Annotated in this window: 26 protein-coding genes; 8 read left to right on the top strand and 18 right to left on the bottom strand. The window is 38.2% G+C overall.

The window, feature by feature from the left end:
* Positions 1-18 precede the first annotated feature (18 nt).
* From ilvC to leuD, 5 genes are all read left to right on the top strand, one after another.
* Entirely contained in the window at positions 19-1,047 is a 1,029-nt protein-coding gene (gene ilvC / locus G4Z05_RS06460; RefSeq protein ID WP_163251056.1) for a ketol-acid reductoisomerase, read from the top strand.
* Positions 1,034-2,578 carry a 2-isopropylmalate synthase gene (locus G4Z05_RS06455; RefSeq protein WP_163251055.1) on the top strand — a complete coding sequence of 515 codons (1,545 nt, stop codon included), beginning with the start codon at positions 1,034-1,036 and terminating at the stop codon, positions 2,576-2,578. Before ilvC ends, G4Z05_RS06455 begins: the two co-directional genes overlap by 14 nt.
* A gap of 87 nt (positions 2,579-2,665) precedes the next feature.
* On the top strand, positions 2,666-3,772 hold the full coding sequence (gene leuB / locus G4Z05_RS06450; protein ID WP_163251054.1) for a 3-isopropylmalate dehydrogenase: 1,107 nt from the start codon (positions 2,666-2,668) through the stop codon (positions 3,770-3,772).
* Positions 3,773-3,880: 108 nt separating this feature from the next.
* On the top strand, positions 3,881-5,299 hold the full coding sequence (gene leuC, locus G4Z05_RS06445) for a 3-isopropylmalate dehydratase large subunit (protein ID WP_163251053.1): 1,419 nt from the start codon (positions 3,881-3,883) through the stop codon (positions 5,297-5,299).
* Positions 5,300-5,302: 3 nt separating this feature from the next.
* The gene (gene leuD, locus G4Z05_RS06440; RefSeq protein ID WP_163251052.1) at positions 5,303-5,902 is read left to right on the top strand and encodes a 3-isopropylmalate dehydratase small subunit; all 600 of its coding nucleotides are present in this window, start codon (positions 5,303-5,305) and stop codon (positions 5,900-5,902) included.
* A 282-nt stretch (positions 5,903-6,184) separates the two neighbouring features.
* Here leuD and G4Z05_RS06435 read toward each other — a convergent pair whose 3' ends face one another.
* The 14 genes from G4Z05_RS06435 to G4Z05_RS06370 all read right to left on the bottom strand — a co-directional run bounded on the left by G4Z05_RS06435 (position 6,185) and on the right by G4Z05_RS06370 (position 17,494).
* Positions 6,185-6,760 carry a GNAT family N-acetyltransferase gene (locus G4Z05_RS06435; RefSeq protein WP_163251051.1) on the bottom strand — a complete coding sequence of 192 codons (576 nt, stop codon included), beginning with the start codon at positions 6,758-6,760 and terminating at the stop codon, positions 6,185-6,187.
* A 50-nt stretch (positions 6,761-6,810) separates the two neighbouring features.
* Positions 6,811-7,125: a DUF3892 domain-containing protein gene (locus G4Z05_RS06430; protein ID WP_163251050.1), complete on the bottom strand. Its 315-nt coding sequence runs from the start codon at positions 7,123-7,125 to the stop codon at positions 6,811-6,813.
* Between the two features lie 152 nt (positions 7,126-7,277).
* A complete protein-coding gene (locus tag G4Z05_RS06425; RefSeq protein WP_163251049.1) occupies positions 7,278-8,318 on the bottom strand; it encodes a zinc-binding dehydrogenase in 1,041 nt (346 codons plus the stop codon).
* 14 nt (positions 8,319-8,332) lie between these two features.
* Positions 8,333-9,382, bottom strand: a complete 1,050-nt coding sequence (locus tag G4Z05_RS06420; protein WP_163251048.1) for a galactitol-1-phosphate 5-dehydrogenase — start codon at positions 9,380-9,382, stop codon at positions 8,333-8,335.
* A gap of 86 nt (positions 9,383-9,468) precedes the next feature.
* The gene (locus tag G4Z05_RS06415; protein WP_163251047.1) at positions 9,469-10,740 is read right to left on the bottom strand and encodes a PTS galactitol transporter subunit IIC; all 1,272 of its coding nucleotides are present in this window, start codon (positions 10,738-10,740) and stop codon (positions 9,469-9,471) included.
* 53 nt (positions 10,741-10,793) lie between these two features.
* Positions 10,794-11,072 carry a PTS sugar transporter subunit IIB gene (locus tag G4Z05_RS06410; protein WP_163251046.1) on the bottom strand — a complete coding sequence of 93 codons (279 nt, stop codon included), beginning with the start codon at positions 11,070-11,072 and terminating at the stop codon, positions 10,794-10,796.
* Positions 11,073-11,146: 74 nt separating this feature from the next.
* Positions 11,147-11,617 carry a PTS sugar transporter subunit IIA gene (locus tag G4Z05_RS06405; RefSeq protein ID WP_163251045.1) on the bottom strand — a complete coding sequence of 157 codons (471 nt, stop codon included), beginning with the start codon at positions 11,615-11,617 and terminating at the stop codon, positions 11,147-11,149.
* 29 nt (positions 11,618-11,646) lie between these two features.
* On the bottom strand, positions 11,647-13,701 hold the full coding sequence (locus tag G4Z05_RS06400; RefSeq protein ID WP_163251044.1) for a BglG family transcription antiterminator: 2,055 nt from the start codon (positions 13,699-13,701) through the stop codon (positions 11,647-11,649).
* Positions 13,702-14,009: 308 nt separating this feature from the next.
* Entirely contained in the window at positions 14,010-14,387 is a 378-nt protein-coding gene (locus tag G4Z05_RS06395; protein WP_163251043.1) for a DUF488 domain-containing protein, read from the bottom strand.
* A complete protein-coding gene (locus G4Z05_RS06390; protein ID WP_038539448.1) occupies positions 14,387-14,617 on the bottom strand; it encodes an excisionase family DNA-binding protein in 231 nt (76 codons plus the stop codon). The genes G4Z05_RS06395 and G4Z05_RS06390 overlap by 1 nt, the downstream gene beginning before the upstream one ends.
* Complete coding sequence (locus G4Z05_RS06385) at positions 14,608-15,651, bottom strand: DmpA family aminopeptidase (protein WP_163251042.1); 1,044 nt, start codon at positions 15,649-15,651, stop codon at positions 14,608-14,610. The genes G4Z05_RS06390 and G4Z05_RS06385 overlap by 10 nt, the downstream gene beginning before the upstream one ends.
* Complete coding sequence (locus G4Z05_RS06380; RefSeq protein ID WP_163251041.1) at positions 15,648-16,583, bottom strand: dipeptidase; 936 nt, start codon at positions 16,581-16,583, stop codon at positions 15,648-15,650. Before G4Z05_RS06380 ends, G4Z05_RS06385 begins: the two co-directional genes overlap by 4 nt.
* 110 nt (positions 16,584-16,693) lie before the next feature.
* On the bottom strand, positions 16,694-17,074 hold the full coding sequence (locus G4Z05_RS06375; protein ID WP_163251040.1) for a metalloregulator ArsR/SmtB family transcription factor: 381 nt from the start codon (positions 17,072-17,074) through the stop codon (positions 16,694-16,696).
* Entirely contained in the window at positions 17,075-17,494 is a 420-nt protein-coding gene (locus G4Z05_RS06370) for an SRPBCC family protein (protein WP_395534256.1), read from the bottom strand. It lies immediately after the preceding gene.
* 396 nt (positions 17,495-17,890) lie between these two features.
* Between G4Z05_RS06370 and G4Z05_RS06365 the strand changes: the two genes are divergently transcribed.
* The 3 genes from G4Z05_RS06365 (at position 17,891) to G4Z05_RS06355 (ending at position 20,585) form a co-directional block, all read left to right on the top strand.
* Positions 17,891-18,844 carry a DMT family transporter gene (locus G4Z05_RS06365; protein WP_163251039.1) on the top strand — a complete coding sequence of 318 codons (954 nt, stop codon included), beginning with the start codon at positions 17,891-17,893 and terminating at the stop codon, positions 18,842-18,844.
* A gap of 196 nt (positions 18,845-19,040) precedes the next feature.
* Positions 19,041-19,916, top strand: a complete 876-nt coding sequence (gene liaG, locus G4Z05_RS06360) for a LiaG family protein (RefSeq protein WP_163251038.1) — start codon at positions 19,041-19,043, stop codon at positions 19,914-19,916.
* A gap of 279 nt (positions 19,917-20,195) precedes the next feature.
* On the top strand, positions 20,196-20,585 hold the full coding sequence (locus tag G4Z05_RS06355) for a YuzC family spore coat inner layer protein (RefSeq protein ID WP_163251037.1): 390 nt from the start codon (positions 20,196-20,198) through the stop codon (positions 20,583-20,585).
* Between the two features lie 113 nt (positions 20,586-20,698).
* Here G4Z05_RS06355 and G4Z05_RS06350 read toward each other — a convergent pair whose 3' ends face one another.
* The 4 genes from G4Z05_RS06350 to G4Z05_RS06335 form a co-directional block, all read right to left on the bottom strand.
* Positions 20,699-22,369, bottom strand: a complete 1,671-nt coding sequence (locus G4Z05_RS06350) for a glycoside hydrolase family 13 protein (RefSeq protein ID WP_163251036.1) — start codon at positions 22,367-22,369, stop codon at positions 20,699-20,701.
* A gap of 139 nt (positions 22,370-22,508) precedes the next feature.
* Entirely contained in the window at positions 22,509-23,201 is a 693-nt protein-coding gene (locus G4Z05_RS06345; protein ID WP_240465331.1) for a YesL family protein, read from the bottom strand.
* A gap of 120 nt (positions 23,202-23,321) precedes the next feature.
* Positions 23,322-24,290 carry a sugar phosphate isomerase/epimerase family protein gene (locus G4Z05_RS06340; RefSeq protein WP_163251035.1) on the bottom strand — a complete coding sequence of 323 codons (969 nt, stop codon included), beginning with the start codon at positions 24,288-24,290 and terminating at the stop codon, positions 23,322-23,324.
* Between the two features lie 17 nt (positions 24,291-24,307).
* On the bottom strand, positions 24,308-25,351 hold the full coding sequence (locus G4Z05_RS06335) for a Gfo/Idh/MocA family protein (RefSeq protein ID WP_163251034.1): 1,044 nt from the start codon (positions 25,349-25,351) through the stop codon (positions 24,308-24,310).
* Between the last annotated feature and the right edge of the window lie 2 nt (positions 25,352-25,353).

Here is a 25,353-nt window from a genome sequence, read left to right as displayed (position 1 = left end):
ATTGAAAGGATGATTAAAATGGCAAAAGTATTATATAACGGAGATATTCAAGAAGAAGTATTACAAGGGAAAAAAATCGCTATCATTGGTTATGGCTCTCAAGGTCATGCCCATGCTCTTAACTTAAAAGAAAGTGGATTCGATGTTGTTGTTGGATTACGTCCAGGAAAATCATGGGATAAAGCCGTAGAAGATGGTGTTCAAGTTACCACTGTTGCAGAAGCGACTGCCCAAGCAGATGTAGTCATGGTTTTGTTGCCGGACGAATTGCAGCCTAAAGTGTATGAAGAAAGCATCAAACCGAACCTAAAAGCTGGAGATGCCTTAGTTTTTGCTCATGGATTTAACATTCATTTTAACCAAATCGTCCCTCCTGCGGATGTCGATGTATTCCTAGTAGCCCCTAAAGGCCCTGGCCACTTAGTACGTCGTACTTTCACGGAAGGTGCAGGTGTTCCAGCCCTTTATGCGGTATATCAAGATTATACCGGTCAGGCAAAAGACCTTGCTTTAGCCTATGCAAAAGGAATCGGTTCAGCCCGTGCAGGAGTATTGCAAACCTCGTTCCAAGAAGAAACAGAAACCGATCTATTCGGAGAGCAGGCTGTCCTTTGTGGTGGAACAACAGCCCTTATCAAAGCTGGTTTCGAAACACTGGTGGAAGCAGGTTATCAGCCTGAAGTTGCCTACTTTGAGTGTCTACATGAATTAAAATTGATTGTGGACCTTTTATACGAAGGCGGGTTGGAATATATGCGCTACTCTATCTCTGATACAGCACAATGGGGAGATTTCGTATCAGGTCCACGCGTAGTGAATGAAGAAACAAAAGCCCGTATGAAGGAAGTATTAAAGGATATCCAAACAGGGGCATTCGCGAAAGGCTGGATTCTTGAAAACCAAGCTAATCGTCCACAATTTAATGCCATCAACCGTGCAGAAAACAACCACCCAATCGAAGTGGTCGGCCGCGAGCTTCGTGCGTTAATGCCGTTTATTAAAAAGCCAAATCAGAAGAAGGAAGTGGTGGTACATGGTTCACGTTAATATCTTTGACACAACCTTACGTGATGGCGAACAATCCCCTGGTGTAAATTTAAACCAGCTAGAAAAATTGGAAATAGCAAGACAGTTGGAACGGTTTGGCGTTGATATTATGGAGGCCGGGTTCCCGGCTTCCTCCCAAGGAGATTTCGAAGCAGTAAAAGCCATTGCAAAAACAATTAAGAACTCTTCTGTAACCGGTCTAGCACGTGCGGTTAAATCGGATATTGACATTGCATGGGAAGCATTGAAAGAAGCAGCGGAACCAAGGTTACACGTTTTCATTGCCACCTCCCCAATTCATATGGAGTATAAGCTGAAGAAAACACCAGAACAAGTAATGCAGACAGCGATTGATATGGTTTCTTATGCGAAAAAGAAATTTACTCATGTGGAATGGTCTGCGGAGGATGCTTCCCGTTCCGATCTCGATTTTCTTGTCCGAATCATTACAAAAGTGATTGATGCCGGAGCTACCGTTATTAACCTTCCTGATACAGTTGGCTATACAACACCAGAAGAATATGGCCGTATGTTCCGCTACATTAGAGAAAACGTGCCGAATATTCATAAAGCTGCCCTCTCCTGCCATTGCCATGATGACTTAGGAATGGCGGTAGCCAATTCCCTAGCGGCTATTGAAAACGGTGCTACCCAAGTCGAGGGTACAATCAACGGGATCGGCGAACGTGCTGGAAATGCTGCTTTAGAAGAAATCGCCGTTGCTTTAAATATTCGTAAAGACAAATATCCATTCACAACCAATCTAGTATTAAAAGAAATTAAACGCACCAGTGATTTGGTCAGCCGCTTTACCGGGATGAAAGTTCCAGGAAATAAAGCCGTTGTTGGAAAAAATGCCTTTGCTCATGAATCAGGCATTCACCAGGATGGCGTTTTAAAAAATGCGTTAACCTATGAAATTATTACTCCCGAATTAGTTGGCGTTCAGTCCAATGACCTTGTTCTCGGTAAGCACTCTGGACGTCATGCGTTTAAAGATAAAATTGAACAGATGGGCTTTGAATTATCCCAAGAAAAACTGAACGAAGCCTTTCAATCTTTTAAACAATTAACTGATCGTAAAAAAGAAGTCACAGATGAAGATCTTTTCGCAATTCTAACCGATATTCAAACAGCAGCCGTTGATATAAAGAAATATGAACTGGTTGCTTTCCAGGTTCACTATGGTTCATCCAACCTACCTACAGCGACAGTAGCTCTTACTACCCCAGAAGGGATTAAGGTAGAAACAGCCTGCACTGGTGGAGGAAGTGTTGAAGCCCTATATAACACATTGGAGGCACTCGTCAAGGAAGAAATTCATCTGACAGATTTCAACTTAAGCTCTGTTGGGCGCGGACGGGATGCCCTTGCGGAAGTTCATGTGAAAATGACCGTGAATGGAATTAACGTCAGTGGGCGCGGTTCTTCACAAGATGTGCTGGAAGCCTCAGCTAAAGCATTTGTCAATGCAGTAAATCGCGTCTTTTTCAATCAGAATACAGTGCTGAAAGAACCAGCTGCACTATAAGAACCTAGGCACCTTTTTCAAAGGTGTCATATCTACAATTACCATTTTATAAAATCAGAATTTTTAAAAATAAGGAGGTTGCTTCTAATGAAAAAGCGAATTGTTCTACTACCCGGTGATGGGATTGGCAAGGAAGTCATGAATTCTGCCAAGGAAGTATTAACTGCAATTGCTGAAGAGTATAACCACTCTTTCAGCTTTGAGACCCATGAAATTGGAGGAGCAGCCATTGACCAATACGGCACCCCCCTTCCAGAAACAACAGTTGATGCTTGCAAACAGGCAGATGCGGTATTACTTGGAGCAGTTGGCGGACCAAAATGGGATAATAATCCTTCCCACCTTCGCCCTGAGCGCGGACTACTAGGTATCCGTAAGGCCCTTGATTTATATGCAAACTTAAGACCAATCAAAGGTTTCAAAAACTTACTGCCTGCTTCCCCATTAAAGGAAGAAGTCGTTAGTGGAAGCGACCTCCTTATTGTACGTGAACTGACAGGAGGCATTTACTTCGGATCTCCTAGCGAACGTCGCGAAAATGGTCAAGTGGTGGTTGATACTCTCAGCTATACACGTCAAGAAATTGAAAGAATTATAGACAAAGCATTCCAAGCAGCACAAGGCCGCCGAGGACGCCTAACTTCCGTTGACAAAGCCAATGTCCTTGAGTCCAGCAAAATGTGGCGTGAAATCGTTGAAGAGAAAAAAGCCCAGTACCCTGATGTCGCTGTGGAACATCTATTAGTCGATGCAGCAGCAATGAAACTGATCACAAATCCTTCTCATTTTGATGTCATTGTAACGGAGAACATGTTCGGCGACATCTTAAGTGACGAGGCTTCCGTATTAACTGGATCACTTGGCATGCTCCCTTCAGCTAGCTTGAACGAAGCTGGAGTTGGCCTATACGAACCAGTTCACGGTTCAGCACCAGACATTGCCGGAAAAGGTATTGCTAATCCAACTGCAATGATTCTATCAGCTGCGTTAATGCTTCGTTATTCATTTGGATTAGAAGATGAAGCGAAGATTATCGAAGATGCCGTTCAGTCGGTATTAGATGCAGGATATCATACGGCTGATCTTCGGATTGCCGGAGGATTCCAAGTCGGTACAGCAGAAATGACAAAGTTAATCGTTGATTATATCCGAACTGTGAGCGCCTCAAAATGTATCGCAAGTTGTTACTTTTAATAAAAAATCATTGGGAAACCGCCTTGAAATCGGCGGTTTTCCCCTTAACCTATTAAATTTATTCTATTTTTAACAAACTTTTAATCTAATAACGTGAGGAAGAAAGCTATGGAAAGACCAAAAAATATTATCCAAAAAATTTGGGAACAACATGTAGTCCATCGAGAAGAAGGAAAACCGGATTTACTTTATATTGATTTACACCTTGTTCATGAAGTCACCTCCCCTCAAGCTTTTGAAGGGCTGCGAATGAATGGACGTAAAGTGCGCCGGCCGGATCTCACTTTTGCCACTATGGACCATAATGTTCCAACTCGACAAAGACTAGTGATTGAAGATCCTATTTCAAAAAAGCAAATCGATACATTACAGCAAAACTGCGAGGAATTTGGCATTCCTTTAGCTCACATCCATCACCCAGATAACGGGATCGTTCATGTCATTGGTCCGGAACTTGGTCTAACCCAACCAGGAAAAACGATTGTCTGTGGTGACAGTCATACATCCACGCACGGTGCCTTCGGTGCTTTAGCATTCGGAATTGGAACCAGTGAAGTGGAACATGTTTTGGCTACCCAAACTCTTTGGCAAGCACCGCCAAAAACAATGAATGTAAAAGTAAAAGGCAAACTTGGAAAAGGTGTTACTGCTAAAGATTTAATCCTTGCGATTATTGGAAAATTTGGAGTTAAATTTGGGACAGGGTATATCATCGAATATACCGGAGAAGCGATCCGTGAAATGTCTATGGATGAGAGGATGACCGTCTGCAATATGTCCATTGAAGGAGGAGCGCGGGCTGGGCTGATCTCTCCTGATGAAACAACGTTTGAATATTTGCGTGGAAGAAAACATGTTCCCCAAGGAAAAGCATTTGAAGAAGCCGTTACCCGCTGGAAATCTCTTGCCACTGATGAAGGGGCAGAATATGATGCAGTAGTTGAGATTGATGCAACGGAAGTCGAACCACAAGTAACCTGGGGAACTAATCCTGGTATGTGCATCCCCATCTCGGCAAATGTTCCAAATCCTGAAGACGCGGATAAAGCCAACGATCGGGAAGAAATCAAACGTGCCCTTGAATATATGGGGCTTGAAGCTGGGCAGCCGATATCCAGTGTCAAAATTGACCATGTGTTCATTGGCTCCTGTACGAATTCCCGCCTAAGTGACTTGCGCAAGGCAGCCGAAATCATTCGCGGCAAGAAAGTGCATCCTTCTGTCAAAGCCATTGTCGTTCCAGGTTCCTTCAGTGTAAAGATGGCAGCGGAAAAAGAAGGCCTAGATAAGGTCTTTACGGATGCTGGCTTTGAATGGCGCAATGCCGGCTGCAGTATGTGTCTTGGAATGAATGATGATCTCATTCCTTCTGGAGAACGTTGTGCTTCTACTTCTAATCGCAACTTTGAAGGTCGTCAAGGGAAAGGTGCACGCACTCATCTAGTGAGCCCAGAAATGGCAGCTGCTGCAGCGATTGCCGGTCATTTTGTTGATGTCCGTACATTCTCAGCACAGGAGGTCGGTTAAATCATGGAACCATTACGAATTCATCAAGGAATTGTCTGCCCAATAAATAGAGCGAATATCGATACAGACCAAATCATACCAAAACAATTTTTAAAGAGGATTGAACGAAGCGGTTTCGGGCAATTCCTGTTTTATAATTGGCGTTTTGATGACGAAGGAAATCCAAATCCTGATTTCCCATTAAATCAGCCTCAATATAAAGGTGCATCCATCTTGGTGGCCGGTGAAAACTTTGGATGCGGCTCTTCCCGTGAGCATGCCCCATGGGCGGTTCAAGACTTCGGCTTTAGGGTTATTATTGCCCCTAGTTTTGCTGATATTTTTAAAAATAACACGGTGAAAAACGGAATTCTTGCCATCCAAGCCACCGAGGAACAAGTTCAAACCATTATGAAAAAAGCTGAAACCGAAGGCTATACTTTAACAATAAATCTCGAAGATCAAATTGTTTACGATTCTGAGGGCTTTAAATTCACATTCGACATCGCCCCCTACCCGAAAGAAATGCTCTTAAACGGCTGGGATGAAATTGGTGTTACTTTAAAATATGAAGAGAAAATCGCCCAGTATGAGCAAAGTAAACAACTTGTTCATACTAAATAGAGTTTATTGAAAGGAATTAAGTTATTGAAAAAAGGAGAGACATGAGTGTCTCCCCTTTTTTAATCTTAATAATCCATTTTAAATTGATTGCGGATCTATTCTTTTATTTAGTTGAGTTTGCTTTTGAGACAAAAGAAAAACAAAAAGGTAAATAAAACTTTTATTGATCATCTACATGATACAGAACAAAAAAATTCTTGCGGGAGTACGTAGCAAGGGAGCCCCCGCAGTCACATAAGTCTCCCCTTCCCACCTGCAGAAAAAAACAAAGAAAATGAAGCCTCAGACATCCTCCAATATATTTTCACTTGATGTATCTTCGTTAAATGTAAGCACCTCATCAACCGGCTGGTAGGATTCACCGTAAAATTGTTCATCTTTATACGTATGAATGAGATGATATGTTTTTTTCATTGCTTCATAAATCATTTCTTCCGATTCATTATTTGGTGCCCAGTAGAGGATTTCCATTTTATTTACCTCATTCGTCGCTAAGGACCTTCTTTCATATCCAATCGATTGGGCATGTTTAAAGCCATTTCGTTTATAGAAACGAAGCCTTTTTTCCGTATCGCTGTCCTCATAATTAACTGGTTCCACTTCAAGGATGATTGGTTTCTTTTTCTTCTTTAATTTCTCAATCAGTTTTTGTCCAAGCCCCTGGCCCCGAGCATTTTTGGATACAAATAAGTAATCCACAAAAATAAAATCATTCAGTTCGGCGTACATCATCACATGATGTGGTCCTTCATCTTTGTGATAGATGTTTGAACGTTCTTTTAACAAGGTTTCCATATGCTCTTTAGATTTCATCTCTTCAATCGGGAAATACTGGTTTAACTTTTCATACCAATGCATACAATCCCTCTTTTCAAAGGAGTCTCAAGTAAAAAAAAATTTGGAAATCATTAAAATTCTGGAAGACGATCAAGATTATTTTCTTTGATACCATCCGGCTCACTTCGAATAATGTCACGACCATATTTATGAAAAACATCGACATGGGCGATTTTACCCGCTTTTGCTTCTTCGAGAGCTGTTATATAATCCAACTCCCTTCCCGTATTTGTCTTAAAAGCAATGATGTTCCCTTTGTCATTTTTTCTAACAGCGACAAATTCTTCTTTTCCAATTGGATTCCCTGCATCTGTCTCTATGTGTGCCTGCTGCTCCCCTTGCTTCTTGTATTGTTCATAGATTTTTTCAAAATCATTCTGCTCCATCCAAACACCTCCGAACATTTGTTAGTATTTTTATTTTTTTAAATATTATCCTCCAAATACACAAAATACCGTTTAACAAAAATTTTTATAAGATGAGAACAGCTTAAAATAAAAAAACCGCTGTATGATCAGCGGTTTTGGATCTTCCATTTTTAAATTTCATTTGATTGAACCAGCACTTTAATTTCATTTCCTTGCATAACAGATTCAAAGCCTGTTCGCCATTTTTCCAAAGGTACAATCTTAGTAATCATTTTTTCAACATGAATCTTATTGTTTTTCAGAAGTTCTAAAGCGATTTTCCACGAACTTGGTTTTTGTGAACGACAACCAATATAAGAAATTTCTCTCTGTATAATTGCATCTTGATTTTGAGGATTTATTTTTTCTGCAAAAAGGCCTACTTGGACAAACGTTCCTTTTTTTCTTACAAGCGGCAATCCTTGATTTAAGGCAGGAACTGCGCCAGAACAATCAAATACCTTATCTGCTCCGTATCCATTCGTATGTTTGAAAACCATTTCCTCTAGGTTTTCCTGCTGACTATCTACGACTACATCAATTCCCATAGATTTCGCCAGTTGTAGACGTGGCTTATCTTTCGTTATGCCCGTTAGAATAACAAATGCTCCTTGTGATTTAACCACCTGAGCAAGCAATAATCCGATTGGTCCAGGACCAAATATTAATACTTTATCCTCTTTTCTAACCGTTGTTTTCTCTAATGCGGCATGAACACAGCAAGCTAATGGTTCTGATAATGCAGCTGCCTTTAAGCTAATTTCCTTTGGTAATACATGAACACTTTTTTCTCTTGAAATCACGTATTCTGCCAAACTTCCATTTACTTGAGTTCCTAATCCTTTTCGGTATGAACATAAGTTGTAATCTTTTTCTTTACAATAATCACATTCTCCACAAATTTCAAATGTCGTTTGACTTGTTACACGATCTCCTACTTTTACATGTTTAACGTCTTTACCAACTTCCACGACAACTCCTGAAAATTCATGACCAAGAACAACGGGCAATGTTGGATTACTATATTCCCCTTTAAACGTATGGATATCGGACCCACAAATTCCTGTATAAGCCACCTTGATTTTTACTAGATCATCGATTGCTTTTGGTTCAGGAATATCAACAAGTGACATATTGTCATATCCAACTTCATGTTTCATGACCGCTTTCATTTCCGTTTCCCCCTTTATTCCTCTTGATTAGGAAGAATCATGACTTTGCCATAAGGCTCTTCACGGTTTATGATCAAATGAAATGCTTTTTGTGTATCCTTAAGTAGAAACCGATGTGAGATTAAATCTTTCACCTTGATTTTTCCTTTACTTAAGAAATCAATACTTGTTGTCCACTCTTTACCAGGGAATGGAGCAGAGTATGAATTCCAAAAGCCTTTTACGGTTAGCTCTCTTCTAAAAATATTTTCAAATGCTTGTTCCGATAAATGAACATCTTTATAGGCAATGCCCAAATAGCCAACTTTTCCTTTTTTACTTGTTACAAGTAAGCATTGTTCTTGTGTAATATTGGAGCCCGCACATTCTAAGGCAATATCGACTCCACGGCCATTTGTATATTCATTGATTTTTTCAAATAAGTCCTCTTTTAATGAATTGATGCTTCTGTCACAACCTCTTTCCATTGCTTCTTGTAATTTTTCATCAGAGATATCAATGGCTATAATTTCTTTTACACCGGCTACTTTCAGCCATTCAATGACTAACATCCCAATCGTGCCTACACCAAAAACAGCAACAACATCTCCCATTTGTGGCTCAATTCCCATCACACCATGCAGCGCAACTGCAAGCGGTTCTACCATTGCTGCTTCTTCAAAATCTAGGTCTCCAATTGGCAGGACATTTCTTTCTTTTACATTGACAAATTCTGCAAATGCCCCATATGATTTAGTTCCAATCATTCCATAATCTTCGCATAATGAGAATTCACCTTTGTGACAATATTCACAATCAAAGCAAGGTTCAAAAGGAATACCAATGACACGATCGCCAATTTCAAATTTATGAACATCTTTTCCTTTCTCAACTACAATACCTGAAAATTCATGTCCCATAATAGCAGGTAACTCATACTTCCACTTGGAGACCATTTTATGTGTATCCGATCCACAAATCCCTGCTGCCATAACCTTTATTCTAACTTCGTCTGCCTTTAACGGCTTCATCTCTATATCTTCATAAACAATGTTATTAATAGAATGTAATACTGCTGCTTTCACCTGATCTTCCCCTCACCATTCATACTCTCTTAGTGTTATAAGACAAAAAGCACTGAGCTAATTGTCTTATAACACTAAAATAGAAGTTATAATATCACATCCAATAATTGTGAGAATTTCAAGATTAACCAGTTAAATAAGTTACCACCAAGGTCTAAACTTGAAATTTGCGTTGCTCCATCAGGTGCCGTGAACTGAGCACCTTCCATCATTAAGGTGTGCACTTCAGCAAAGTTTGTAGCCATATAAAGGGATAAAGCAACCATTACGGTACCTGCGAGAACAGAATGAACAATATTTCCTCTTAAAAAGGCAACAACGAAAGCGATATAGAATGGAATCGTAGCCAGGTCGCCAAATGGCAATACTTTGTTACCTGGTAAAATAACCGCCAAAAATAATGTAATAGGAACTAAGATTAGCGCGGTCGCCATAACCGAAGGATGGCCAACTGATAAGGCTGCGTCCAAACCAATATAAATATCGCGGTCACCATAACGCTTTTGCAAGAAATTACGTGCAGCTTCTGAAATCGGAATTAATCCTTCCATTAGGATTTTCACCATTCGGGGCATAAGGAGCATAACGGCAGCCATCGAAATTCCGATTTTAGCCACACCACCCACATCATACCCAGCTAAAATTCCAATTAAGATACCTAGAATTAATCCCATCATCATTGGTTCACCGAATATGCCAAAACGCTTTTGAATAGTCTCGGGATCCGCATTCAATTTATTTAAGCCAGGGATTTTTGTTAATAACCATCCAACTAATATCCCAATTGGTCCGAAAGCGGCTGTTGAACCTGTTGGTAGGGAAATACCCTCCAGTCCAAAGTATTTTTGAACCAATGGAGCGGTCCAGTCAGCAACTTTCAATACGATAATTTCATAGATAACAGCACATAGGATGGCAATCCACCAACTCCCGGTAACGACATAACCGGTAGCACCTGCTGCGATAAAATGCCAATAGTTCCAAATATCAATATCTAAAGTCTTTGTTCCTTTAAATAGTAATAACAAAACATTTACAAATAAGCATATTGGAATTAAAATTGCGGCAACTGGAGATGCCCAAGAAGCTGCAGCTGCAGCAGGCCACCCTGCATCCATAACGGTTAAACTTAATCCAAAACGTTCAACCATTTGTTGAGCTGCAGGACCTAAGTTATCAACCAGAACTCCGATGACTAAATTAATCCCAACAAATCCGATACCGATAATTATTCCTGACTTAAAGGCTGCTTTTAATCCAGTACCAAAAAGTAATCCAATTATTAATATCGCAATTGGCAAAATAACGGTTGGACCCAAATTCAACACATATTGTATACCTGCTAATAAATTGTCCATATTGCCCCCCTACTTTTTCTAACCTATTAATTACAAGAAGAAGCCGATCATGTTTATTTCAGCGCATCAAGGATTTTTTTATCCAACGCCTCCATTCCAATTCCAGTAATATAAGCAGTTGCAATGATTGAAGGGATATCATAGGTGGTTGGAAGAATCGTTGTTGATATAATTAAATCTGCATCTGCTTGACGTGATTTGACTTCGGAAATTTTGCACTGAATGACCTCAGCATTCACATTGTTTTCTTTTAATAAATTTTCTACACGGTTACATACCACTGTTGAAGTTGCGATCCCTGCTCCACAAGCTACTAATACTGTTTTTTTCATGTCATTTTACCTCCAATATAATTTTAATCTTCTTAAAATTAAATATATTTCCAGTCTATTTTGCTCTATTAAGATTAGGCTTTCGCTTCCATTTGTTTAAAAATATTTCTTACTTCTTCACAACTCTCAGCGGACAATAGATTCTTAATATTGCTCGGATTTTGAATAATAGCCATTAATTGTTTTAATATTTCAATTTGTTGATGTGGCTGATTTAATCCCAACATAAAAACTAGACATACATCTGTTTCTTGGCTAGCATCATCCATTAATGAAAACTTAATAGGTTTTTCTAATGTAACTACGGCAATAAATTGTTCCTTCACATATTGTGGATCGGTATGAGGGATTGCCACACTAAATTCATTCAGTTTTAATCCTGTGGGAAATATAGATTCTCTTTCTTTAATCTTGCTTAAAAATTGTTTATCTACTAACCCTTTGTCAAACGCCTCATTAAACATGAATTCAAAAAAATGATCTCGATCTTTGCATAATAAATTTAATTTAATTAGATCATTATTTAAAAATCTTTCTATTGACAAAGTAAGATGCCCCCCTTCTAATTTGGTTATTATCTTGAAAACCTATTGATTATTTCAAAAATATCACTCTGATGATTAGCAGAGATGATTTTATCTACAATTTCATCGGTACTTGCTAGTTTCATAAGTTGGAGTAAAGCATTTAAGTGCTGATTTTTATCCACAGCAGCAATAATAACGATTAGATGAAGTTTTTTCCCGTTTTCAAGAGGAATCCCTTCATTAATCTTTAATAAACTCATACCAACTCTATTTACTCCATCTTCTGGGCTTGCATGTGGGATCGCTATGTTCCTTCCTAGAACTATATGTTCCGCAACGGAAGGATAAAGTTCTTTTACCATATCAATATACTTTTCTGTAATACTGCCTTTTATTAAAAGGGGCTGTGCAGCCAATTCAATCGCATCATGCCACCCATCAACATTTTCTTTAATCGTAATCGTTTCTAAATTGATTAAATCTGCTAGATGATAACCTGGTGATTTTTTTTCTTCTTCTTTAGAAATCTGAAAAGCAAAGTATTCTTGCAAATCTCTTTCTAAGGCTTTCATTTCATGAATTTTCGCGTGTCTTCCAATAACAGAAATTAATTGATCGACATTAATGACATTTGTATTTAATCCAAAAATTTCTTTCATTACTCTTTGACGAAGCTGAAATTTTTCAAAATCTGTCATTAAACCTTTTACGATAAATAATTTTTTATCCGTTTGAATTGGTACAGCGGAAAAGATAAGATCGGTTTCAATATCTAGCTGTTGAAATTCCCGAATAGAAAAGGCATCATAAAAGTAGAATTCAGGAAATAAATCTCTAAGAGAGTTTTCCATCAGATTAGAAATAGAAACCCCATTCGGACATACAACCACTGCCTTCTTTTTCTTATGAATGGTTTTCCCACTATTTAGTAAATGTCCACCAATAAGAATAGTAAAAAATGCAATTTCCTCTTCTGGAATCGGACAATTGATATATTCTTCAAGAGGTTTCAAAGAGTCCTTAACAATATAGTGGATAGCCTCAAATTCATCGCTGACTTTTTCAATCATTTTGTAATTAGTGGTTAAGTGATATTTGATCCGATAATAAGCAGGTTTCATATGCAACATTAACTTATCAAGAAATTCCTCTTTATCTTTTAATTCAACAATTGCCTTTCTCTCAAACTCTTTTAAACATTCCATTATGGCATGCCGTAGTTGAGGTAATTCTTGATCCGTTAATATTTGTGAATATAAAACATTGGCTGTTAATAGCTGCAAAGTAATAAATAACCGTTCTGTTTTAGGTACTGGGCCTAATTCTTGTATAATGATTTCTGCCGCTTCAAATTCTTTTGTGTCTGACAATTCCTCATAATGAATATGATAGAAATCATCAATCACATCTCCCCTTCGTACCCTTCGATACAGAATGGCAATGGTATATTGCAGCAATCGAACTCTTTCATCACTAAACTTTAATTGTAATTTGTCTTCAACCTTCTCCATTAATTTTTTAAGATGTTCGATTTCAGTTTTTGGAATCTCCAAATACTTTAGTAAATACCACTCACTTTCATAGTTTTTAAAAGCATCTTGCAGAAGTTCAATTAGAAGTTTCCTCTTATTCCACTCACTTCCAGAAAGTTCGTAGCCATGGATTCTTGAATAAACAATTTCCAATTGGTAATCTTTGATCATATATTGAGCAGCTTTTATATCTCTCAAAACGGTATTTTTACTAACCTTTAACGCATATACAAAATGAATGAGTGATAATTCTTCAGAGCTGCTTAGTAGCATTAAGAGTATAAACTTGGCTCGTTCCTTTTCGGACGGAATGTAACTGCTCTTTTTAGATGGATGATCTATATTTTCCGTAAATAAATCAATGATGTTTGGATTGACAATAAATTTCCCGGTACTCGTTCGTTTTATTTTTGGAAAATTATTTGATTCGAGCCAATCATTGATCTTTGTAAGACTGTAACTGACCTGCCTTCTTGAGAGTTGAAATTTTTCTTCTAATTGAACATTTGAAATTTCGGGGTTACCAAGAATTTCTTGTAATATCAGATTGCTTCTTTCATCTAAATACATGAATTGATTCCCCCTTACACTTCTAATTTTATAAAACGCATGTCGAAAACTGAATCCGTTTTCATATCCAAATGTTGTACGTGAATTGTATCACATGATGATGTATTCTCTAAAAATTTATATTTTTTGAAAAGGTCTGTTTCGTATTTTCTTACAATAAAAAAAGCCTAGAAAGGGACATTCATTCTTTCCAAGCTTTTACATTCCATTAAAAATCAAACGTTTTTCAAACTAGAGAAAATGAAATATTATTTGCTACCGAAGGAGATGAAAACAACCATTTGCATTCATCCATTTATAAAAGCCTATCAAACATCTTTCGCATTAAAACTTCTCATGAGTTCCTCAAACAAAATAACCGCATGATTATGTGTCGGATCCTTTGCCCCATATAAAAGTGTGACCCTCGATGATTTCGCTGTTTCAAGAATTTGCTTCATCAAATTCTGTTTAGTTTCATCTGTACGTAGTTCTTCAACATAACGAATTCGAAATTCTTCAAACAGTTCGGGCTTATGGCAAAACCATTGCCTGAGTGTATTGCTAGGTGCAATCTCTTTCATCCATTCATTTAGTCTTGCCTTTTCTTTTGAAATCCCCCTTGGCCATAGGCGGTCTACCAAAATCCTGTACCCGTCATTCTCATCAAAAGGTTCATAGATTCTTTTCAAAAAAATGGTTTCCATTAATCTTCATCCTTTACATCCCAATCTTCCGGGATAGGTTCGTTTAATATTTCTTCAACAAGTTGTTTGTATTTCTCCATTTGCCTAAGATGAGTGTTAAATTGTTCTTTATTGATAAGATATTGGGTTCCATCAAACAGTGCACGGATTTTTTTCTGTTGGACCAATTTTTCCACAGCTTTTTCAGAAATCGATAAGTATTCGGCTGTTTCTTTAACGGTTAAATACATCTTCCATTCCCTTCTTTCATAAAATCCATCTGATATACTACTCGTCCTAACCTTCCGGATGTTGTGACTGCTTGGGATAAGGAATTTAGAATCGCTTCTTCCACCGCTTCTGCCGCAGCCATAAAAAACCAATTCATAATCGGCTGGTCTTCCCTTATCTGAGTTCGCTGGTCAGTCAACTCTGATGAAAAATGGGTCATTTTGTTTGCGGTTGAGAAAGCAATAACAATGTCGCCGCTTCCATGGCTAAAATGACTACCCGTCCTACCTAAACCAATCCCGCTTCGCTTTGCCACACGTGTCAGCTGACGATCACTTATTGGAGCATCTGTTGCCAACACGATGATGATGGATCCATCCGAAGTTTCCGCCAAACCTTTCCCTTGATGATACTGAAAAGCTCGGAACTCTTCCTTTCTGCCAAAATTACTCAAAACAAGGCAGCCGATGGTGTATCCTTCCACCAATCGCGAGGACGTCCCAATCCCTCCTTTATATCCAAAGCATACCATTCCTTTACCTGCTCCAACTGCCCCTTCTTCTACCCGCTGTTCTGAGGCATTCTTAATGGCATCTATCGCATGAGTGGGTGTAACTGGAAACATACGAATCGAGTTGAGATAACTGTCATTGCATTCTCCTACCACCACATTAATGGTTCCGGTAGTCTCACCAATTTCAGGGTTTTGCTGGAGCATATATTCCAGTGTTCCTTGTGTCACAGCAGGAACACCAAAGGTATTCGTCAGCATAATTGGCGATTCAATGACACCTAGTTCATTCACCTGTACGAGCCCAGTTGTTTTTCCAAATCCATTCAGTATATAACTAGCAGCTGTCACTTTTTCTTTAAACAAATTGCCTCCATGCGGTAATATGGCTGTTACCCCTGTACAAGCATATTCCTTCCCTGCTTCATCAAGGGGAAAATCAAGAGTCACATGACCGACCTTAACTCCGGCAACATCGGTGATGCAATTTTTCGGACCTACAGGAAGACTTCCAATTACCATTCCAGCTTCTCTTACCTTCATCTTCTTACCCCCGGCCGGTGATCCAAGAAGTTTTGTGAGGCGAACCCCCTGACTTCATCTTCCGAATAATATTTTAACAGTTCATTAATGAGATTTTGACTTTTTGAGGCATCTTCTAAGCCGTTAACGAACTGCGATATCCCATCAAAATCAGAACCCAGTCCGATTTGTTTCACCCCTCCCAAGGAACAGAAATGATCAATATGTTTCACAAGGTCGCCAATACTAGCTTCTCCCTTCTCTTTAACAAATGGCGGATAATAAACTACATGAATCATTCCACCTTTTTTAAACATGGCAAGTGCCTGTTCATCAGTTAAATTCCTTGGATGATCACAGATCGTTTTAGCATTCGAATGACTGGCAATCGGATAGTCAGCAATTTCCATCACATCCCAAAACGCCCTTTCACTTAAATGGGAAACGTCCGTTAAAACATGGTGTTGATTATTGAATTGAACAATTTCCTTTCCAAGGTTGGTCAGCCCAGCCCCACGTGGCTCTTCAGCTCCATCGGCCGCCAAATTGGCAAAATTCCAAGTCAGCCCGACCGAACGAACTCCTAAGCGGTATAAAGTCCGAAGCTTCATTAAATCATTGCCAATAGCATCTACCCCTTCAAGTGTCAACATGGCACCAGTCTGACCAATTTTTAATCGATCGAAATCAGACCATTCTTTTATATGTACCATATCAGGATTTTTTCCTAAAACTTCCTGATAAAAATAATCTACTTGCTCAAGTGCGACTTGAAATTTTTGATCGACATGAATATGTGGCTCTACAAAGATAGCAAAGCATTGAACTTTAACTCTTCCGTTCTGCAAACGGGTTTTATTTGCCTGTAATTCCGGTGAGTCCGCAAATCGGAGCGAGCCTTTAGATTCTCGAAGCTTATACAATACATCACAATGCAAGTCAATGATATTCATTAATAGGGACTCCCTTGCTTAAGATCTTTTATCAAAATTTTAACACATACCTCAAAAAGAAAAAGAGCCGGCATGGGAAAAAGCCAGCTCTAATCATTTGTCCAATCAACCTATTGTCCGCTTGATCTTTCCATCTCCTCTTTGGATCTTACCACCTGTAAGCCGCTTTCTTCTTCCTTTTCAACCACATGCTTCAGAACAGAAAGCTTATTGCTCCAAAATTGTTCGTAGTAAGATAACCATTGCTTCAGTTCTGTCAATGGTTCTGGGTGAAGCCGATAAATTTTTTCCCTGCCCACTTTCCTACCAATGACTAATTCTGCTTCTGAAAGAATTTTTAAATGTTTAGAAATAGCCGTACGGCTAATAGGAAAGTGCGAAGTGATTTCCGAGATCGGCAATTCTTTTTCAGCGAGTAATCTTAGCACTTGCCTGCGAGTTGGATCGGCAATTGCCTGAAATACATCATACTTCTTTGCTGGAAGGGACACTTAATTCTCCATAATGGTTTTAAATTTTTGCAGAATGCCTGTCCAGCCACCGGACATTCTGTCGTGGATAACGGAAGCTTTTTCTCCTGCTTTACCAATAATATCATCGGCTTGCTTCCAGCCACCATGGATCAAGGTAAATTCTGTTTTGTCACCCAACTCTTTTAAAATAAAGGATACCACCCAGCCCTCTGTATCCCATGTGAAAGAAAGCCGATTCGGAGGATCTACTTCTGTCACTTTACAAGGTGACGGACCAAATGGAGATTGCAAATGAAATTCATGGCCAACTTCAGGCTGAAAATCATTTGGCATAAACCAGGAAGCAATTCCTTCTGCCGTAGACACCTTTTCCCAAACTTTTTGAATGGGTGCCTCTATTAGAATCGTTTGCTTAATATCTTGTAATGTCTTTTCCACTATGATCTCCTGCTTTCTTTTTAAAAATAAAACCTTTTGGTTTCGTATTCAAATTATATAAAACCTTTTGGTTTCATGTCAATTTTTTCATTTTCCTATAAAAAATAGATGAAAAACGATTCATAAATCTATTTTCTAGGTGATAACAGACTTCATTTCAAATCACCTCTATCTTCCCGTGCTAGCGTTTTTTATGATGGTCATTGACAAGCTTATTGAAAACAAACAGGGTAAACTTAAAGGAATTTCCACCTAAATTTATAACCTCCTTTTCTTCAACGGTATATCTTTCGTATTACGAAAAAATTAACGTTAAAAATTCTCAGCAATGTTGTATAATGAGTAAGCTATCTAATTTGAATAAGGAATATAAGAAAAAAGAAAGAAGTGGAGAAAATGTCTAAGGCAGAGAAATACAGAATTTATTTACTTCTTGTTTTTGTCATGTTGTCTTGGGGATTTAACGTTATTGCGACCAAAATCATTGTCAGCAGCTTTCCAACGATTACAATTACCTCCATACGAGTTTTCACCGCTGCACTCAGTGTCTTTATCATCTTATCTTTTTTAAATAAAGTCCGGCTTCCAAGTAAAAAAGAGCTTCGTTATATTTTAATTGCCGGATTCTTTAATGTCGTGTGTCATCATTACTTTTTATCCATCGGCTTGTCCCAAACCTCTGCCTCAAACGGCGGGCTTATATTAGGTCTTTCTCCTATACTGACGACTATTGTTGCTTTTCTTTTTTTAAAAAATAAAATTACCTTTGTAAAATTTCTCGGAATCTTGCTTGGTTTCACTGGAGTTACTTTTATTGTTGTCATTGGGAGCGGTGGCGGCATTAGTAGCATCTCCTTTGGAGATATCTATGTTTTTCTATCCATATTCACACAGGCATTCAGCTTTGTTTTAATTAAAAAAATATCTAACTCATTGGATCCAAGGCTTATGACTGGGTACATGCTGCTTTTTGGCTCTATTATTCTATTTATTATCGGTCTATTTAAAGAACCGGGTGGCTTAGAGGGAATCCCACACGCCTCTTTTGATTTTTGGATGATTTTCCTTGCATCAGCAGTCATATCAACCGCTCTTGGACATATGATCTACAACTCGGCTATTGGAAAAGTAGGTGTCACAGAATCTGCTATATTTATAAATTTAAATCCATTTTTCGCACTGATTGGTGCTGTTTTATTTCTTGATGAAAAAATCTCTTCCACACAACTTATTGGCTTCCTCTTTATATTATTTGGGGTATTATTTGGATCAGGTGCCTTGGAAGAATATTTGCATCAATTAAAACTGAAAAAGAAACATGTTTTTATCGATAAAGCTAAAAATGTATAAATGAAAGAGGCTGTCTTACTAAGTCTCTGACCTCAAAGTAAATACAATCATTACTTTTTTGAGGCAGATTCTTGGCTTTTTGTGACAGCCTTCTTTTATTCCGCCTCAAGTCTTAGAAAGAAATCAATCCCCGGTACATAGTAGAATACATAAAGATTTTTTATTCTTTATATAGAAGCAAAAAAGAGGAAGGGAGATGAAGCGAGTGAAAAGGGTCATCATTTTATTATTAGTCATTACAGGTTTATATCTTGCCTATCATCAGGTGACAAACCTTGAGCTTTTTGGTATGAGTAATAAAAAACAGGAAGCATCCATCTCAAAAAATACGAAATTCATTGAAATAGATGTATCGGGTGCTAAAACAATGATTATACCGGCAGATCGTTCCAACTTAAAAGCTGTCTATAATGGGAAACAAAAGCTGAATGTTTCAGAACAAGGAGACACCGTTGAAGTTTCATTAAAAGGAAAGTGGTTCCATTGGTTCAACTGGGATATGTTTAAGAAAAAGAATACACTAAAAATTTATATCCCAAAAAACTATGACCAAAATATGGACATTGAAATGCATTCAGGCACTCTAAGTTTTTCAGGAGAGTCCAAAAAGAACCCAATGAAATTAAATGAATTAACCGTTGACATTGGATCGGGAAACACCACCCTTCAAAACTTATCTGTAAAGGATCTCAACTTTGATGGTTCCTCCGGAAATGTGGACATAAATTCCTTGAAAAGTAAAACTGGAACATTCGAAGTAAGATCAGGCAATTTTGAAATGAAACATTATTCAGGCGCAATAGATGCGAAAATTGCTTCAGGAAGAATGGAAATCCAAATGGATAGATTAACGGATTCCATTAATATAGATGTAAGATCTGGTATGGTAGGAATTGACCTCCCTAATCAAGCTGATTTCACACTTAATGGAAATATTAATAGTGGTCATATTTCTTGTGATTTTCCATTGAAAAACAAAAAACAGAATAAAAGTATGATCCAAGGTACACATGGGAATGGCAAGCACCCTATAGAGTTAGATATATCAAGTGGAAACATACGAATTTATTAGAAAAGCGAAAGCGCCCTGGTCAGCGGCGTATACCCTCCTCCCAAAAGGCGAAAGTCCCCCGTCAAGCGACAAAATAAAATGACATAATGAATGAAACAACGGACTTTAACGAGAAACAATCAAGGCTGAGCCAAAAGTCATTCATAACGACTTTTTTGGCTCAGCCTTTCTCTTTATACGATAGACACTCCTTTCTTTCCTAATCTACGAGTCACCGAAAATGTCCATTTGACATACGGTATATTGCCTTTGTTTTTTCAGTGAGAAAGGAGAGTACACATGTATTATAACCCTTTTCCCTATCCAATCTATCCTACAACTCCCGTGAATCCCATTTACTGGTTGAATGCACCGATTTATAGAGCCTATCCACCTGTAAACATTAGCATTTTAGAAAGCTCAGTAAAAAAATTCCATCTTCTAATGACACAAGGAAGTTTATTACTTGACCGGCTTGGGGACAAAAATTTTGCTTATAAAATCATGACTGCCGCTCAGCAAGGAAATCAAGAGGAAGTTGATCAATTAATTCGTTCCATTGGCCTACAGATTCCAGTTACCACAAATTATACGCCTACAGGTGTCAACTTTATCCTTAGTACCCAAACTTCACAAAACGATCCGACAAACTGTTGTACATTAACCATTAATTTGAAATGGGGAAGATAACAATTCATCGCCTACTGACCCATCCTTCTATGAAAAATGATGTCGCCCCAAATACAAAGTGGTATACCGAATGAAACATCGATGTACCACTTAGCGATTTATAATGTTTTTTGTTAAAGACGATAAACTCTTGTCTCATAAGGCTTTAAGGTTATTTCATTAAGAGGAGCGTGTTTCGTGACAGGATAGTTATTTAGCAATAGTTGATCAAATTTGAAAGAATAACCATCAATAACTGTGATTGCTGACCGAGATGACAAATTAGAAAGAACGATCATTTTTTCATTATCTAATGTCCTATTATAAGCATAAATTTGCGGATCATCCTCTAGTAGTAAATCATATGTGCCATAAGTAAACACTTCATTTTCTTTCTTCAGGCGGATCATTTTTTTATAAAAATTCAAAATGGAATTTGGATCTTTCTGCTGTGTTTCCACATTGATTTTTTTATAATTTGGGTTCACCTTTAACCATGGCGTCCCTTTCGTAAATCCAGCATTTTCCGAATCAGACCACTGCATGGGGGTACGGGCGTTATCTCTTCCGGAAGCCCAAATAATCTCCATAATCTCCTCATGCGGTACCCCTTGCTCTCGTTTCATTCGGTACATGTTTTTGGCGGAAACATCATTATACTCATCAATGGAATCGAACTTCACATTGGTCATACCAATTTCCTGACCTTGATAAATAAACGGTGTGCCTTGCATGAGGAAATACATGGCAGCAAATGCCGTGGCACTTTCCCTCCAATATTCCTGATCATTTCCCCAGGTAGACACCACTCGTGCTTTATCATGATTTTCGATAAATAACGCATTCCATCCCTTACCTTCCAATCCTTTTTGCCAACGAGATAGAACTTTTTTCAACTCGACTATATCCAGTTCCTTTTTCTTTTCGGCATCCCAAAGCTTTAAATGTTCAAATTGAAAGATCATATTGAACTTACCGTCTTTTTCTCCGACCCATTGCTCAATATCTTCTTCATCATTAATGCTGACCCCATTTGCCTCACCAACGGTCATAATGTCATACTTGGCAAATGTCTCATCCTTTAATTCTTTTAAAAAGTCATGGATGCCGTCCACATTCATCATTTTATCAAAGCATGGTACATATTTAAGCTTTTTCGGATTAGGCATATCTTTTAAGCCTGGTTCTTTTTTTATATGGCTGATTGCATCGACCCGGAAACCGTCAATCCCTTTATCAAGCCACCAATTGACCATCTCATAAAGGGCATGGCGAACTTCTTTATTTTCCCAATTCAAATCAGGCTGCTTTTTTGAAAATAAATGCATGTAATATTGATCGGTTAATTCGTCATATTCCCATGCTGAACCACTAAAGATGCTTTCCCAGTTATTCGGTTCCCTACCGTTTTTTCCATCTCGCCAAATATACCAATCCCGTTTTGGGTTGTCCTTGGATGAACGGGATTCAATGAACCATGGGTGTTCATCACTTGTATGGTTGATAACCAAATCTAGAATTAATTTCATCCCACGTTTATGAACTTCTTTAAGCAGTTCATCAAAATCTTCCATCGTTCCAAACTCATCCATAATTGCTTGATAATCGCTAATATCATAGCCATTATCGTCATTAGGGGATTTATACATTGGACAAATCCAAATGACATCAATACCCAAGTCTTTTAAGTAATCCAACTTAGACATAATTCCTTTTAAATCCCCGATTCCGTCGCCATTGCTATCCATAAAACTCCGGGGATAGACTTGGTAAGCTACGCATTCTTTCCACCATTTTTTATTCATCCGTTTCCCCCTCTTTCTAAAAGATGAAGTAAATCATTCCTTTGTAATAAAGGAAAGATTACTTTTAAATATTCATTTTTTGTAGATACTTAATGAAAAGCTCCTCTACTTGGAGCAATTCGTCCTCTTTCCTATACCCTTAATTGATTTGATTCGAAGAAACTACCTTATAATAGAACCGATAAAATGCGGAAAAGGATAAGTAAGACATTAACGCTCCTGCAAAAAATGGAAGCAAAAACCAAACTGTATTTAAACTTAGATAAATAAGGATACTGTTACTTATGAGGACCGTAAAAAAAAGTACCGGACTTCCAATAGTTATGATTAAAGAATTTTTAAATACCGAGCCTAATTTCATATGGTAATGAGCCATCACAGAAAAGAAGTTAACCGTATATACAAGTAAAACAATCCCAATGATAAAGAAAATTCCCATGAAAATAATATTTTCTTGGCTGAAATAATAGTAATCCACTGCCCAAATTGTCCATGCAATCGTAAAGATGAAACCACCCATAAGGCTTTTTAAGTAATTTTCTTTATAGTAAGACCAATACCTTCTCACGGAGACATACTCATCCTTTATAACCCAATCCCTTGCTGAAGCAAACATGGCCGTGGTTGCTGGGAAAAAGAGAATTGGAATGAAAATAATGAGAGGGAGGATGAAAAAGAATAAAGCTCTCTTTTGCTCCAAAAATAGAATATTAAGGAATATGAAAACAAGAGGCAGATTAAATATCACCCATAATAGGTTGATGATAGTAAATCTCATTACCCACTCACAAATTTTGTATAATCCCCCCATCAAACGGGAATGATCTTTCATTTTTCCATCCTCCTAACTCTACCATTATTTATCCATCTCTCTAAAAAAAATCCCTTTAAGCCAATGTGTCTCTTCGCTTAACACAAGGTACTTAAAGGGAGGCACTTTATTAGATCACATCTATGCCCACCAAATGTCAGTTGGTGATTCTTCGATGATTACACTTTTTAAATTTCTTACTGCACTACTGAAACCTTCTTCAATGGACATGATTGGATCTTCATGTTCGATGCTGATGACATAATCATAACCATATGTTCTTAGTGCGCTCACAATATTGGACCATACTTCTAAACTATGGCCATATCCGACCGTACGGAACGTCCATGCACGGGACTGGACGTTTGAGTATGGCTGCATATCTGTTAATCCATACATATTTACATTATCTTGATCAATGTATGTGTCTTTTGCATGGAAATGATGAATGGCATTGGCCTTGCCTAAAATTTTGATCGCTGCCACTGGATCAATTCCTTGCCACCATAAATGGCTTGGATCAAGGTTGGCACCAATGGCATCACATGTCGCCTCTCTTAACTTTAACAATGTGTATGGAGTATGAACGAGAAATCCTGCGTGAAGTTCCAATCCAATCTTTACTCCATTTTCTTTAGCAAACTGACCTTGTTGTTTCCAATATGGAATCAGTTTCTCTTCCCATTGCCATTTTAACAACTTAGAATACTCATTTGGCCATGGAGTCACTGGCCAATTAGGAAATTTTGCCCCTTCTTGGTCCCCTGGTATTCCTGAAAATGCATTTACTACTGGGACATTCATTAATCCAGCCAATTGGATGGTTTTGGTTAACGTTTCATGGGATTCTTTAGCGAATTGTTCATCTGGGGATAACGGATTCCCATGACAACTAAAAGCACTGATTGTTAATCCGTGAGAATGGACTTTTTCAAGATATTCGTTCCGCTTTTCTTCACTTTCCAGTAATTCATCTAAAGGACAATGTGCATTACCAGGATAACAACCTGTTCCAATTTCCACGGCTTTTAGTCCTGCTGCTTGGACATAATCTAACATCTCTTCAAACGATTTTTCTGAAAATAAAACGGTAAAAACCCCTAGTTTCAATGACGCCAACCTCCACTCTATTTATTAAACTTGACACTCTTTCCGGTTTCACTACTTAGATAAATAGCCTCGATTATTTTCGTAACCTTTAATGCTTCTTCCGGTTTTACGATTAAATCAGCATGGCCAAGACAAGCATCAATAAAGTTTTCTGCTTGTGGGATTCCTGGATCGTCCTCACCTAAAATGGTTTGAGCTTGTGTATTGAGAAGCATGCCGTTTTTCGCTTGATAAAGTTCAAATGGAAAGACATTGATTCCACCATTCACCCCTGAAATACTTACATGTTCCGTATCTTCCTTAATATTGGCAGACCATGAACATTCAAATAAAAGAGAGGCCCCATTTTCAAACGTAATATAACTAGTTACATGATCATCTACATCAAAACTTTCCGGATCAAAAGAACCCCATTCATTGACCTGGTTAGACTGCTTGCTTAATCGATTATAAGCTCTTCCCATTATCTCTGAAGGCTCTGGATTACCTAATAACCATAAAGATAAATCAAGAAGATGACAGCCATAATCAATTAAACTTCCTCCACCTTGTAACTCCTTGTTCGTAAAGACTCCCCACCCAGGTACTTTTCGACGTCTCAATGCTTGCACTCTCGTTACGAGAACCTCTCCAACCTCATTACTTAACATTGCTTGTTTCGCCGCTCTTGCCTCTTTTTTGTGACGATAATGATAAGCAACGGATAAAACTTTGTTATTCTTTTTGGAGGCTTGAATCATTGCTTCACATTCTTCCGCAGTAATAGCCATTGGTTTTTCACATAGAACATGAACCCCTGCCTCTAAGGCAGCAATGGCAATTTCTGCGTGGGACTTATTAGGCGTGCAAATGGTCACTGCATCTACTTCATGAAACATTTCCTTGTAGTCACGAAATACATGTTTAATTCCGTATTTTTCAGCCACTTCATGTGCACGACTTTCATTTACATCATTGACCGCTGTAATAGTTACACGATCTTGAAGTTTTTGATATACGGGAATATGTCGATGCTGAGCAATACCTCCAGCACCGATGATTCCCATTCGTAATTTCCGCATAC

Source organism: Neobacillus thermocopriae (assembly GCF_010975035.1).
Lineage (GTDB): Bacteria > Bacillota > Bacilli > Bacillales > Cytobacillaceae > Neobacillus > Neobacillus thermocopriae.
The sequence above is the reverse complement of the archived record's forward strand: the minus strand, read 5'-3'. Positions and strand labels throughout refer to the sequence as shown.